The sequence below is a fragment of the Chromobacterium subtsugae genome (genome assembly GCF_001676875.1).
GTDB classification, from domain to species: Bacteria; Pseudomonadota; Gammaproteobacteria; order Burkholderiales; family Chromobacteriaceae; genus Chromobacterium; species Chromobacterium subtsugae.
This window is the reverse complement of sequence record NZ_JYKA01000004.1, coordinates 326,695-338,933: the sequence shown is the minus strand read 5'-3', so window position 1 is coordinate 338,933 and position 12,239 is coordinate 326,695. Positions and strand designations below refer to the sequence as shown.

General features: G+C 58.5%; 13 protein-coding genes. 11 read left to right on the top strand and 2 right to left on the bottom strand.

Annotated features, from left to right (window positions below; genetic code table 11):
• The first annotated feature begins 16 nt into the window (after positions 1 to 16).
• The 7 genes from MY55_RS07405 (at position 17) to MY55_RS07385 (ending at position 7,099) form a co-directional block, all read left to right on the top strand.
• Complete coding sequence (locus tag MY55_RS07405; protein WP_157889273.1) at positions 17 to 373, top strand: hypothetical protein; 357 nt, start codon at positions 17 to 19, stop codon at positions 371 to 373.
• 355 nt (positions 374 to 728) lie between these two features.
• Positions 729 to 1,250 (top strand): REP-associated tyrosine transposase, encoded by a 522-nt coding sequence (locus MY55_RS07400; RefSeq protein WP_065202178.1) that lies wholly within the window; start codon positions 729 to 731, stop codon positions 1,248 to 1,250.
• An 891-nt stretch (positions 1,251 to 2,141) separates the two neighbouring features.
• Entirely contained in the window at positions 2,142 to 2,663 is a 522-nt protein-coding gene (locus MY55_RS07395; RefSeq protein WP_065202177.1) for an REP-associated tyrosine transposase, read from the top strand.
• Positions 2,664 to 3,198: 535 nt separating this feature from the next.
• The gene (locus tag MY55_RS22600) at positions 3,199 to 4,869 is read left to right on the top strand and encodes a DUF262 domain-containing protein (protein ID WP_081284641.1); all 1,671 of its coding nucleotides are present in this window, start codon (positions 3,199 to 3,201) and stop codon (positions 4,867 to 4,869) included.
• Positions 4,870 to 5,520: 651 nt separating this feature from the next.
• Positions 5,521 to 6,189, top strand: coding sequence for a BRO-N domain-containing protein (locus MY55_RS07390; protein WP_065202176.1), 669 nt, complete (start codon positions 5,521 to 5,523; stop codon positions 6,187 to 6,189).
• A 95-nt stretch (positions 6,190 to 6,284) separates the two neighbouring features.
• Complete coding sequence (locus tag MY55_RS24430) at positions 6,285 to 6,407, top strand: hypothetical protein (protein ID WP_279625436.1); 123 nt, start codon at positions 6,285 to 6,287, stop codon at positions 6,405 to 6,407.
• Positions 6,404 to 7,099 carry an HAD family hydrolase gene (locus MY55_RS07385; protein ID WP_065202175.1) on the top strand — a complete coding sequence of 232 codons (696 nt, stop codon included), beginning with the start codon at positions 6,404 to 6,406 and terminating at the stop codon, positions 7,097 to 7,099. The genes MY55_RS24430 and MY55_RS07385 overlap by 4 nt, the downstream gene beginning before the upstream one ends.
• Before the next feature lie 8 nt (positions 7,100 to 7,107).
• Here the strand turns inward: MY55_RS07385 and MY55_RS07380 are convergent, their stop codons facing one another.
• Together MY55_RS07380 and MY55_RS07375 are read right to left on the bottom strand one after the other, a co-directional pair.
• Entirely contained in the window at positions 7,108 to 8,301 is a 1,194-nt protein-coding gene (locus MY55_RS07380) for a GGDEF domain-containing protein (protein WP_065202174.1), read from the bottom strand.
• A gap of 214 nt (positions 8,302 to 8,515) precedes the next feature.
• Positions 8,516 to 9,055: a DinB family protein gene (locus tag MY55_RS07375; RefSeq protein ID WP_043578185.1), complete on the bottom strand. Its 540-nt coding sequence runs from the start codon at positions 9,053 to 9,055 to the stop codon at positions 8,516 to 8,518.
• 67 nt (positions 9,056 to 9,122) lie between these two features.
• Here MY55_RS07375 and MY55_RS07370 point away from each other — a divergent pair, with 67 nt between their 5' ends.
• The 4 genes from MY55_RS07370 to MY55_RS07360 all read left to right on the top strand — a co-directional run bounded on the left by MY55_RS07370 (position 9,123) and on the right by MY55_RS07360 (position 12,231).
• A complete protein-coding gene (locus MY55_RS07370) occupies positions 9,123 to 9,752 on the top strand; it encodes a TetR/AcrR family transcriptional regulator (RefSeq protein ID WP_043578488.1) in 630 nt (209 codons plus the stop codon).
• 42 nt (positions 9,753 to 9,794) lie between these two features.
• The gene (locus MY55_RS23375; protein WP_155294751.1) at positions 9,795 to 9,965 is read left to right on the top strand and encodes a hypothetical protein; all 171 of its coding nucleotides are present in this window, start codon (positions 9,795 to 9,797) and stop codon (positions 9,963 to 9,965) included.
• Positions 9,966 to 9,993: 28 nt separating this feature from the next.
• Positions 9,994 to 10,290, top strand: a complete 297-nt coding sequence (locus tag MY55_RS07365; protein ID WP_065202173.1) for a hypothetical protein — start codon at positions 9,994 to 9,996, stop codon at positions 10,288 to 10,290.
• Between the two features lie 231 nt (positions 10,291 to 10,521).
• Positions 10,522 to 12,231 carry an autotransporter assembly complex protein TamA gene (locus MY55_RS07360; protein WP_244270666.1) on the top strand — a complete coding sequence of 570 codons (1,710 nt, stop codon included), beginning with the start codon at positions 10,522 to 10,524 and terminating at the stop codon, positions 12,229 to 12,231.
• The last annotated feature ends 8 nt before the right edge of the window (positions 12,232 to 12,239 follow it).

The window sequence follows — 12,239 nt, the reverse complement described above, 5'->3', positions numbered from 1 at the left end:
GTTTGACCGCCATCAGATGGAGAAAGGGCAAGCCTTGGGGCTTGCCCTTTTTGTTTTGTGGTTGAGTGATATGATGATTGAATTTTTCAGGGTGGAAGACCGCATTGCGGGCATTCCGCCTTTGCCAAGCCCCGCTTCGCTGGCGAGCGCTGGGTGGAATCTCAAAGGAGTGGGCATGCGTAATCATGTAGTGGCAGCGGGGCTGGCGATTGCCATCGCGCTTGCCATTTTGTATCTAGTCATCGTCGGGCTGGCTTACCTGCAGCCTTATCTTTTCCAGGTCAAGCCGCTTCATATGGTGATTTTCTCGACAGCCGTTGTCGCGGCCTCTAGCTTGCTGGTGATTCGCCGCCGTTTGCGCAAGAGGGGATAACGAGGCGATGCGGCAGCGGATGGATACTGTCGTATCTGGTTGGCCGTGTAGCTGAGTGCAGAGCGCTTCCGGGTTGCGAAGCCCCTTTTACCTCGCGGGAGAAGGGGCGACGCTAGATGGCTTGCGTGCAGTCGAAGGTTTTGTGTCCGCTTCGCGAGGGCGCTACCGTCGCCCCGCGTCGAACAGCCGGCGGCTTAAAACCATGGGAATGGCTTCGGAGCCGGCTTGCGCTGATGGGGATGTCGGCGAGTTGGTGCGGTTCTATGTTTCAGATGACCTGGGATTCGTTGGCGTGTAGGTTGGCGCTGAGCGCAGCGAAGCCCAACGTTTACCGCGGGTGTGCTGGAGGCAATCCATGCGTTATCGTCGTTCAATGGCAGAAGGCGGCACATGGTTCTTCACCGTCAACTTGGCGGATCGGCGACAAGATTATCTGACTCGCCATATCGACGTTTTGCGGCAGGTTGTTCGCCAAGTGCGGAACCGCCATCCATTTGAGATCGTCGCCATGGTGGTGTTGCCGGATCATTTCCATGCGGTATGGGCCTTGCCGCAGGGCGACGCGGATTACGCGACAAGAATGGCGCTGATCAAGGCGGCGTTTTCGCGCAGTCTGCCCAAAGTCGAACGCATCCGGGAGAGTCGAGAGCGCAAGCGGGAGCGCGGCATCTGGCAGCGGCGGTATTGGGAGCATCAGATTCGGGATGAGGCGGATTTGCAGGCGCATGTGGATTACATCCATTACAACCCGGTCAAGCATGGCCATGCGGAGCGGGTGGCGGATTGGCCGTATTCCAGCTTCCATCGCTATGTCAGGTTGGGGTGGTTGCCTGCGGATTGGGCAGGGGAAGGTGTTGTGGTGCAGTTGCAGGAGTAGGGCGCGGTGAACGTTGGGCTTCGCTGCGCTCAGCGCCAACCTACGATGGAGCCCAACTTACCGGGTTGATGGGGAATGGTGGCGAGTCGGTTCGGTTTTGTGCTCAAGATGGCCTGGGATTTCGCTGGCGTGTAGGTTGGTGCTGAGCGCAGCGAAGCCCAACGTTTACCGCGCACAGTGTGGTTTGGTGTCCGCTTCGCGGACGGATGATTTTAGTGCCGGTTCCGCCCGGCGAACGGGCCAGGGGCTGTGCGGCCAGCCCCTTGGCAATCCCAGGCCGCCCCAACAGCGCGGCGAAACCCCGTCTCCAAACCCATTCCCAAGGAGCCGCCGGAACTAGCGGGGCGCTAACGTCGCCCCGCGTCGAACAGCCGGCGGCTTAAAACCTTGGGAATGGTTTCGAAGCCGGCTTGCGCTGATGGGGGATGTCGGCGAGCTGGTGCGGTTCTATGTTTCAGATGGCCTAGGATTCGTTGGAGTGTAGGTTGGTGCTGAGCGCAGCGAAGCCCAACGTTTACCGCGCACGGTGTGTGGTTTGGTGTCCGCTTCGCGGACGATGATTTTCATGGCGGGGCTGCCCGCCGGACAGGTCAGGGAGCTGTCTCGCCAGCTCCCCGACACCCCTAGGCGACCCCAACAGCGCGGCGAAACCCCGTCTCCAAAACCATTCCCAAGGAGCCGCCGGAACTAGCGGGGCGCTAACGTCGCCCCGCGTCGAACAACCGGCGGCTTAAAACCTTGGGAATGGCTTCGGAGACGGCTTGCGCTGATGGGGGATGGGGCGCATCGCTTTGGTTTTGTGTTCAAGATGGCCTGGGATTCGTTGGCGTGTAGGTTGGTGCTGAGCGTAGCGAAGCCCAACGTTTACCGCGCACAGTCTGGAGGCAGTCCATGCAATACCGGCGTTCAATAGCAGGTGGCGGCACATGGTTTTTCACCGTCAATTTGGCGGATCGGCGACAAGATTATCTGACGCGCCATATCGACGTTTTGCGGCAGGTTGTTCGCCAAGTGCGAGACCGCCATCCATTTGAGATCGTCGCCATGGTGGTGTTGCCGGATCATTTCCATGCGGTATGGGCCTTGCCGCAGGGCGACGCGGATTACGCGACAAGAATGGCGCTGATCAAGGCGGCGTTTTCGCGCAGTCTGCCCAAAGTCGAACGCATCCGGGAGAGTCGAGAGCGCAAGCGGGAGCGCGGCATCTGGCAGCGGCGGTATTGGGAGCATCAGATCCGGGATGAGGCGGATTTGCAGGCGCATGTGGATTACATCCATTACAACCCGGTCAAGCATGGCGATGCGGAGCGGGTGGCGGATTGGCCGTATTCCAGCTTCCATCGCTATGTCAGGTTGGGGTGGTTGCCTGCGGATTGGGCAGGGGAAGGTGTTGTGGTGCAGTTGCAGGAGTAGGCCTCGGTGAACGTTGGGCTTCGCTGCGCTCAGCGCCAACCTACGATGGAGCCCAACTTACCGGGTTAACGTCGCCCCGCGTCGAACAGCCACCTTGGGAATGGCTTCGAAGCCGGCTTGCGCTGATGGGGACATTGGGCCCAGTAGTTCGTACTCCAACGGTACATCATAGGCCATACCAAATAAATCTAATTGGCTTTACATCATCCTATATGTGTATTAACCAATTTTACACTAATAATCTGTATTTAAATTATACATAATAATATAAAATGTAGTGATATTAATTATTGTTTAAATATTTTTCATTTGACAATTCACATACCATGCGACTGATTTTCAATCACTCAGGCATGCCAGTGTCAACTGGTGTGTTATATTGACTCTTTGTCAAGCGGATGTGAGCCTATATCATGAAATCTATAAACAAAGTAAAGCAAGACCTTACGGTCAAAGGTGAAACAATTGAAAGACTATATATTAATTATGTAGAAGACAAATACACAGTCAATCGTAGATATCAAAGAAAATTAGTATGGGGAATAGAAGAAAAAAAGCTTTCATTGATTCAATTTCTAAAAAATTTCCAGTTCCAATCATACTTCTAGCCGAGAATATAAAATCCCAATCGATAGAAATAATCGATGGAATGCAGCGACTAAATGCTATTTTTTCATTTATTGAAGGTGAAATTACACTTGATAATAGATATTTCGACCTTGAATCAATAGCATCAACAAAGCAATTGTTAGACGCTGGGGTTTTGAAACAAAACCTTCCTAAATTAGACAGGGCAGAATGCGTCAAAATAACTGCTTATGAAGTTCCGATGTCAATTTTTGAATACAGTTCAGATACTGATGTAGATGAAGTATTTAGGAGAATTAACTCTGGTGGTAGGAAGCTCTCAAGACAAGAATTAAGAGCCGCCGGCTCACTTGATGATTTCTCAACAGCAACCAGAAAGATATCTGCAAGTATTAGAGGAGATTCTTCTCACTCCGACATCTTACCTTTAAATAAGATGAAGTTAATTAGTGTCGCAAGTAGAGACTTAGGGTATGGCATTGATGTGGATTCTGTTTTTTGGGTATCACAAGGAGTTCTTTCCAAAGAGGAAGTTCGACAAAGCCTTGATGAGCAAATTATTGCTGATATATTAGCATACGTCATTAGCCACGAAAAACCGGGATCAAGAAGTGAGTATCTTGACGACTACTTTGGTTTACGTGACACAGAAGCATCTATAAAAAGATTCAATGAAGTTAACCTTTTAACCAGAAAGATAGGGATCGAAAATTTAAATGATAATTTTTTAAAAATAATTGACACAATAATTGAGGCATCAAAAAAATCTGGACTTGCATTGACAACTATACTTTTCGGACAAGATGCACAACCTAAAGCACCCAGAGTTTTTCAAATCGTATTTCTTGCACTATACGAAATAATAATAAATAACAACATGCGAGTTAAATCAATAGATGGGCTCATAGAGAAATTAAAAAAACATGGCCCTAAAATACAGCCACAAGAAGGTGGGAGATGGGGGGCAGAACACAGAAAAGATCAAGTAGAAAGATTAAAAAAGTTAATCATAAAAGAATTTATTCACAATGAAGAAAGCGATCCTATAGAATCACACTGGGAAAGTAAGCTAAATAACTTACTTACACAAAGCAAAACAGAACAAGCATCTTACGATTTCAAACAAGGATTCCTAGAACTAGAATCTCCTTACAAATTTGATGTCAAATCTTTAGAAAAAATATTAAAAACTTGTGCTGGGATTGCTAACCTTGATATCAATGCAAAAGGATATGTAATAGTAGGAATATCTGATTCTGAAGAAACAACTAAAAGAATAAGATCAATTCATGGAATTGAATCATATGAGCAAAATGGATTTTATATAAGTGGTATTGATCATGAAGCTACAAAGACCAATAAAACAATTGATCAATATTACCAAAATATAGTTGAAAAAATCAGACAGTCACCTCTTGATAAGACATTAAAAGATCATATTTGCAGAAATATAAAATGTATAAATTACAAAGAAAAGTCCCTCATTATCTTTGAAGTAACTGCTCAAGAAGACCCTTCTCTATATAATGATGAACTGTATATTAGAGAAGGTGCTAGTGTTCGGAAGTTAGCCCAAAATGAGCTTCCGAATATATACAAAAGATTTGCTCGGCAATAAGTTGAAGGTGAGCCCATCTCTGATGGGCTCAAAGAGCAAAAAATGATCGAAATAAAAGCATTTATGAACATTTCCCATATCTAACCATTTAAAAATATTTACAATATAATCCGTTCAAAATAGTACTTGCAACTATAGCAAACAACCGTCATTAGCCTATGCATAAAAAGCATGAACTCTTACAACGATAAAGTTTCGCATGGCCCTTTATCTACCCCGTTGACAGAGTACCAACCTAATAAAATTACATACCAAATCACGCACAAAGAGCAGTACAACACAGCAAAAAGCTATTGATTACGCAGCAATACTTAGCGCATTGACATAAAGCTGAAGGCGGATTAGCTTGGAGGTTCTCTCAAAGCATAAGCTGCACCCGCCCAGTTCTGGCGGTATCATTACGCCTTCTTTCTAGGCGTGCGTTCGCACGTCGCAAGAGATCAAGGGGGGTGTCGGGTATCCGCAAGGACCCGGACGACTTATGCCGTTGAGAGCGCCCCCACCCCGATACGGTGGACTTCTCATCTCAAAGCATAAGGAGGCCATCATGGCCATGATCAATCGTATTGCTGAGGCGCTGCTTGTCCTCAGTTACTCCTTGTCTCTTCCCGCTAGCTCCCGAGTAGCCAATCAGCTTGTGGAGGCCCAGCCATGAACCACCACCTCGACCTCTCCGTAAACCTCCCCCTCCGCCTCGACTACGCCAAAAATTTCCCGCTGCGCGTCCTCCGCCGCGAGGAGGGTTTCTGGTTCGTCGCCGCCGAAATCGCCGCCTCGATGAAACAGGAGGTGGAAGACCTGCTACACACGCTGGAACAACCCGCCGGCCGCTTGCTGTTGCTGGCAGGCGAGGACGAGCCGGTGCTGTGCTTGTCCGAAGGCGAGCTGGACGAGGTGGTCAGGAGGATCAAGAAACCGGGCGCGCGGCGGTTGCGACGCTGGTGGCAGGAGGAAACCCGGCCGGCCTTGCTGCATGAGGGCGGGCCGGCCACCACGGCGGAGAGTCTGCATCTGGCGCTGGCCTTGGCCGCCGAGGCGGCGCAGCAAGTGGGGCGGGCGGTGATGGAGGCGGTGCTGCGCGGCCCCAGGCCGTGGCAGCATTCGCGCTGGGTGGTGGCCCTGGATTACGAGCGCCACAACAAGCAGCGCTGGCCGCATGGCAAGCTGATCGGCTTGACCAGCTCCGTCGCCACGCTGGAAGGCTTGGCGGAGTTGATCGCCGAACCGGGCAGGATGCCGGTGAACAATACCGACTTGGTCAAACTGGCTTCCGCCTGCCATTTGCGGCTGGCGGAGCGGATGGGGCGGATTGCCGGCTGAGCGCAAAGCGGGTTGGATGACGCGGGGCAGGCTGATGGCTGCCCCGTCTTCTTTGGCGCGGAACAATTTCCGCATAGCGAAAGGAAAGGTTGAACATGGATGAGTTGTGGGGGCAATTCGAGGCGTACTTCGCCGATTTTGTGTCCGGCGCGCGGGATGGCCGCTATGTGTATTCGGCGGAGTACGGCGGCCTGGCGAGCGCGGAGGATGTGGCATGACGCTGCCCCAAGCCGTTTTCTTCGATCTGGACAACACCCTGGTGCACCGGAACGACAGCATCGATCTTTACGCCCTTCAGTTCTGGCGCGATTTCGGCCACGCCATCGGTTCCGGCGGGGCAGAGCGGGTGGCAGAGGTGATCAAGCGTTGCGACAACGGCGGCTATTTGCCCGCCGGCTCGCCGCATGGTTCGATCAAGCAGGCGGTTTCCCATGGCTTGAAAACGCAGATCGTCTGGCGGCAAGCGGTGGAGCAGGAGGCGCTGCTGGATCATTGGGAGCGCTACAACGCGGTTTGCACCGCGGCGATGCCGGGCGCGGCGGAGGCGGTTGCCGCTCTTCTGGCGCGGGGCGTCCGCATCGGGGTGATTTCCAATGGCAGCCATCGCACCCGGCTGGAGAAAGTGGCGCGGCTGCCGTTCGCATCGGCCATCGAGCTGACGGTCAGCTCCGAATCGGCAGGGGTAGGCAAGCCGGACGCGGCGATTTTCCGGCTGGCGGCCGAGGCGCTGGGGGTGGCGCCGGCGGAGTGCTGGTATGTCGGCGACCATCCGCTCAATGACGTGATCGGCGCCGCAGGGGCGGGGATGGCGCCGGTGTGGCTGAGCGGCTTTCACGCTTGGCCGGCGGAGAGGCCGCGGCCGGCGCGCGGCATCTTTGCGCTGGGGCAATTGGCCGAAGGGCTGGTTTAGCTGGCCGCCTAGCGCCCTTCGATTCTGCCCCCGGGCGGCTCCACCCCCACCACCCGGTCGCGGCCGCCGTCCTTGGCCTGGTACAGCGCCTTGTCCGCCCGCGCCAGGGTATTGTGGATGCGCTCGCCCTCCGCCCACAGCGTGACGCCCACCGAGAAGGTCTGGTTGTCCGGCAGGTTGCGGCGCAGCGAGTCGATGCGGGTCACCGCCTGCGGCAGGTCGCAGTCCATCAGCGCCAGCACGAACTCCTCGCCGCCGAAGCGGGCGAACAGGTCCGATTGCCGCATCCGCGACTTGATCAGGATGGACACTTCCCGCAGCAGGCGGTCGCCTTCCGGGTGGCCGTGGCTGTCGTTGAACTGCTTGAAGTGGTCCAGATCGAACAGCGCCACCGCGATGGGCTGGCGGTAGCGCTTGGCGGCGGCCAGCATCATTTCGATCTGGATGTCCCAGGTGCGGCGGTTGGGCAGCTGGGTCAGTTCGTCGGTGCCGGCCAGCGATTCCAGCTTTTGCATCAGGCTGCGCATTTGGCCCAGCCACTTGTGCAGCAGCCGCACCAGCAGAATGCCCATCGCGCTGGCGATGATCCACATCACCAGCATCATCCAGCGGGCGACGATGCCGTAGGAGTTGGATTGCGCCACTTTCTTCATCAGGTCCAGCGTGATGGATACCGCCAGCGCGTTGGTGTTCTGCGAGATGTGGTTGAAGATCTGGATTTCCTCGCCCATCACCAGGTTGGACGCCTTGTCGCGGGTGGCGGGCGCGCCGCCGCGGTACATGGCGATGATGCGGGCATCCAGCGCCATGAAGCTGTCGAAATCCTGCTGCACCTCGTCCAGCAGGTTGCGCTGGTCGGCGGCCAGCGGCATCGCGCGCAGCGCCTGGATGTCGCGGCGGAAATTGCCGGCCGAGCGCAGGAATTCGGCGCGGGACACGGCATCGTTGCGGCTGGCGCCGTCGACATGGCGGATGATGTCGAAGGCGTAGCCGGTTTGCCAGCCGTTGAGGTCGGCGGCGTCGAATTTCACCTCCATCGCCGCCTGGGCGATGGCGATGTAGTCGACGATTTCGGCGCGGCCGTTTTCCTCCAGTTTTTCGATGTAAAACGACAGCACCGGCAGCAGGCCCATGCAGATCAGGATGGGGGCGGCCACCATGATGGTTTTCAGAATGATGCTTTTGTCGCTTTTGTCGAACATGGCGGCCTCGCCGGGTGGCTACGGACATTCACAAGCTTTGCGGGCGAGGCGATGCCGGCCCGGCCGCAAGGCGCGGCGGGCCGGGGCCTGCCTGATTCACGATAGATGGTTTTGCCGCGGCCGCGGGCCGGCGCGCGGAAATGTCCCGCTATCGGTAAACCATTGGCCGCGGCTATTCCAAACGGCAATGGCCACGGCATGATTGAGCGGAAAGTTACGGCGCGGCGCGGCCTTGCCGCCGGCGTTCCGGCTCGGCGCGGTGCAGGTGAACGGCGTAGGTGTCCCACGGCAGCTCGCCGCGCAGCGGGGCGCGGTCGTTCGCCTGGCGCAGCAGCCGTCCGGCCTCGCCGCGGTGATAACCGTTGTGGGTGACCACGTGGGCGAGGATGTCCTCGTGGCTCATGAAGCCCGGATCGCCGTCGGTGAAGGTGAACGGCAGCGGCTGGGCCAGCAGATCCGGGGTGGCGGCTTCGGCGTAGTCCAGATACCAGCGGTCGACGGCTGCCAGCTCGCGCCGCAGCGCTTCTGGGGCCGGGGTATCGGGCGTGTTGTCGGCGGCGAAGCCGTGGCTGCGGCCGGCGAGATGGGCGGCGAAGATCTGGTTCACCACCAGGCAGTGGTTCATCAGCCGCAGGCCGAGCTGGCGTTCCTCGGCGTGCCGGCCGGGGTCCAGTGCCGCCAGCGCCCGCAGCATGTCATCGTTCGCCCACGCCTGGTAGCGGAACAGCCGCGCCAATAGTCTGCTTGCGCTCATGATGCTAACCTTTCCATGTGAGTAATAGGATGCCGCATCATTGATATTGTTCGCGGAGGAGGCCGGCATGTCCATTCGCATTTCCGGGCCGCGGCTGGCGATGCGCAAAGCCCCGCGCCAGGCCCGTTCCCGGGCCACGGTGGACGTCATTGTCGAGGCCGGGGCTCGCGTTCTGGGCGCGCGCGGCTGGGGCGGGTTCACCACCAGCGAGGTCGCTGGCGTGGCCGGGGTCAGCATCGGTTCGCTGTATCAGTATTTCCCGAACAAGATCGTGCTGGTCGACGCCATCCGCCGCCGCCATTTCGACGAGGTGCTGGCCGCTTTGCAGCGGGTCTGCGATGGCCTGGGGCGGCCGGAGTGTCCGCTGGAGCGCCTGGTGGACGGCATGATCGCCGTCCACGGCGGCTGCCCGGCCCTGCACCGGGCGTTGCTGGACGTGCCGGTGCCGGACGAGATGCGCGCCGCCGGCGACGCTTTCCAGGCGGAATACCTGCGGCGCTACCGCGCGATCGTCGCCGGTTGCCGCGGCGTGGCGCGGGACGAGGATGACGAGCTGGCGGCGCAGACGATATCCTCCGCCATCGAAGGCGTGGTCCACAATGCGGCCAGGCGCGGCAGGCTGGCGGAGGCCGGCGTGCGGCGGGAGCTGGTCCGCCTGCTGCGGGCTTATCTGGGAGACTGCCGCGAAGGCCGGTGAATGGCGCGCCGCCCACGGATTGACATGCATGATGGAAACGAAATGAAATCGTTGATTTGGCTTGCTTGTCTTTTATCGCCGTTTGCGGCCACGGCCCAGCCGATCGCCATCGCGGCGCCCGATGCCGGCTGGCAGGTGCGTTTCGACGCGCCGGAATGGAAGCCGTTGCGCAGCCAGACCGCTTTGTTTACGCGGCCGCAGCGGGCAAGTTGAACGTTTCACTGTTTGTCGAGCCGCCTTCTTGCGAGGGGCGGAGTCCAACGAGCCGATCTGCCGCTGCTTCCTGCGCAAGCTGCGGTCATCGCCTCTGGTGGCGGCGTCCAGCGTCCGCGCCAATGCGCTGCCGGCGGGCGTGCAAGTCTCCTGCCTGGTCCGCGCCGAGCGGGACGGAGAGCCCGCGCAGGCGCGCAACGTCCATCTGCTGTTCCGGCGCGATGGCAAGGCTGGCGATTTTCATGCCCCCGCGTTCCAGCCGGACGCCGATGATGTCCAGGCCTTGTTCGCGCTGGTTGGATCGGTCAGCGTCACCGACCGCTAACGGCGCGGGCAGGCCCGGTTTTCCAGTTTTCCATCATATTGTCCGCCATTGAACTACCTGGCGCGCGCGCTTGTCTGACACCCCTTGTTCGACAATCGTTTGCCGTCGCCAGTCCGGCCGACTTCCGTTACCATGCAGCATTCCCCAATGAACCGGACCATGCCAAGCGCTTCCCTCGTTTTCGCTCGCTCGCATCGCCGCCGCCGTATACCAGGCCGGCGGCTGTTGGCGTTGGCGGCCATTTTGCTGGCCGGCCAGGCCCAGGCCGCGCTCGACTACATGGTGGAGATAGACGCGCCGTCCAATCTGGCGCAATTGCTGCGCGACAACCTGGAGCTGGTGGAAAACCAGCGCGATCCGGACATCGACCAGAGCTGGCTGGAGGCGCTGGTGAAGAGCACGCCGGACGACGCCAAAAAACTGCTGGAAACCGAGGGCTATTTCGGCGCCAAGGTGGAGGCGGCGCTGGAAGGCGGCAATCGGGTGAAGGTGAAGGTTTCCCCAGGCGAGCCGGTGCTGATCGACGACGTGGTGATCCGGCTGGACGGCGCGGTCCGCCAGGAAAGCGACTACCAGCAGCGTTTCGCCCAGGTGCTGGAAGCCTGGACGCTGCCGATGGGCGCGCCCTACCGCCAGGCCGACTGGGACGCCGGCAAGCGCGCGGTGCTGCGCCGGGTGCAGGCCGACCGCTTTCCCAAGGCGCGCATCGTCAAGAGCGAAGCCAGGATAGACCCGGCCACCCGCCGCGCCACGCTCGACGTGGCGGTGGACAGCGGCCCGCTGATCCGCTTCGGCGCGATCAAGGTCAACGGCCTAAAGCGCTACCCGGAAAAACTGGCCACCGGCATGGCCGATTTCAACCCCGGCTCGCCCTACCACCAGGACAAGGTGCTGGCCTTCCAGTCGGCGCTGGAGCAGTCGCCGCAGTTCTCCTCGGTGATCGTCAGCGCCGATTTCGACCACATCGTCGACAACCAGGTGCCGGTGACGGTGGACGTGGTGGAGCTGCCGAAGAAAAAGCTGGAGCTGGGCCTTACTTACGATTCCGACGTCGGCCCCGGCGTGCGGGTGGGTTACGACCACTACAATCTGTTCCAGCAGGGCTGGACCGGCTCGGCGCTGGTGGACTGGAAGCGCGAGCAGCAGTCGCTGAGCTTCGGCCTGGGCTTCCCGCGCGAGTCCGACGGCTATTCGCACTCGCTGACCAGCGCCTTCAAGTCGGAAAACGTGCAGGGGGTGAAGACCAATACCATGGACGCCGGTGCCTGGCGCCTGCGCAGCCGCGGCAATATCGAGGCGCGGCTGGGGGTGGAATTCCTCAAGGAAAGCGCCGAGGCCGGCGGCGTCACGTCGAGCGACACCCACGTCACCCAGCTGGTGTACGGCTGGACCCAGCGCGCGGTGGACGACCTGATGCGGCCGCGCAGCGGCTATCTGCTGGACGGTCAGCTGTCCGGCTCGCTGGGCGCGCTGGCGTCGTCCACATCCATGGTGCGCGCCTATGGCCGCGCGGTCGGTTACTGGTCGCCCTTCCCCAAGTACGGCACCTTCGTCGCCCGGCTGGAGCTGGGCCAGGTCTGGGCCAAGGAGGGCGCGCAAGTGCCTTCGGCGCTGCTGTTCCGCGCCGGCGGCGCCAACAGCGTGCGCGGCTACGACTACCAGAGCCTGGGCCTGCCCGGCCCCAACGGCTCGGTGCTGGGCGGCAGGGTGGTGGCCACCGGCAGCGTCGAATACCAGATTCCGGTGAAGCCGGACTGGTATCTGGCGCTGTTCAGCGACGCCGGCAACGCCGCCGACAGCTGGAAAGGCTTCCAGACCATGCGCGCCAACGGCGTCGGCGTGCGCTGGATGAGCCCGGTGGCGCCGCTGTCTTTTGATATCGCCAAGGCGGAGGGGGACGGCAAGATACGCTGGAACCTCAGCCTGGGCCTGGCTTTCTAAACCGCCGC

Bases quoted from the DNA above. Each gene is read 5' to 3' on its own strand.
- MY55_RS07405 (WP_157889273.1), top strand. From the start codon at position 17: ATGGAGAAAGGGCAAGCCTTGGGGCTTGCCCTTTTTGTTTTGTGGTTG.
- MY55_RS07375 (WP_043578185.1), bottom strand. From the start codon at position 9,055: ATGAGCGCAAGCAGACTATTGGCGCGGCTGTTCCGCTACCAGGCGTGG.
- MY55_RS07370 (WP_043578488.1), top strand. From the start codon at position 9,123: ATGTCCATTCGCATTTCCGGGCCGCGGCTGGCGATGCGCAAAGCCCCG.
- MY55_RS24430 (WP_279625436.1), top strand. From the start codon at position 6,285: ATGGATGAGTTGTGGGGGCAATTCGAGGCGTACTTCGCCGATTTTGTG.
- MY55_RS07380 (WP_065202174.1), bottom strand. From the start codon at position 8,301: ATGTTCGACAAAAGCGACAAAAGCATCATTCTGAAAACCATCATGGTG.
- MY55_RS07400 (WP_065202178.1), top strand. From the start codon at position 729: ATGCGTTATCGTCGTTCAATGGCAGAAGGCGGCACATGGTTCTTCACC.
- MY55_RS23375 (WP_155294751.1), top strand. From the start codon at position 9,795: ATGAAATCGTTGATTTGGCTTGCTTGTCTTTTATCGCCGTTTGCGGCC.
- MY55_RS07390 (WP_065202176.1), top strand. From the start codon at position 5,521: ATGAACCACCACCTCGACCTCTCCGTAAACCTCCCCCTCCGCCTCGAC.
- MY55_RS07385 (WP_065202175.1), top strand. From the start codon at position 6,404: ATGACGCTGCCCCAAGCCGTTTTCTTCGATCTGGACAACACCCTGGTG.
- MY55_RS07395 (WP_065202177.1), top strand. From the start codon at position 2,142: ATGCAATACCGGCGTTCAATAGCAGGTGGCGGCACATGGTTTTTCACC.
- MY55_RS22600 (WP_081284641.1), top strand. From the start codon at position 3,199: ATGGGGAATAGAAGAAAAAAAGCTTTCATTGATTCAATTTCTAAAAAA.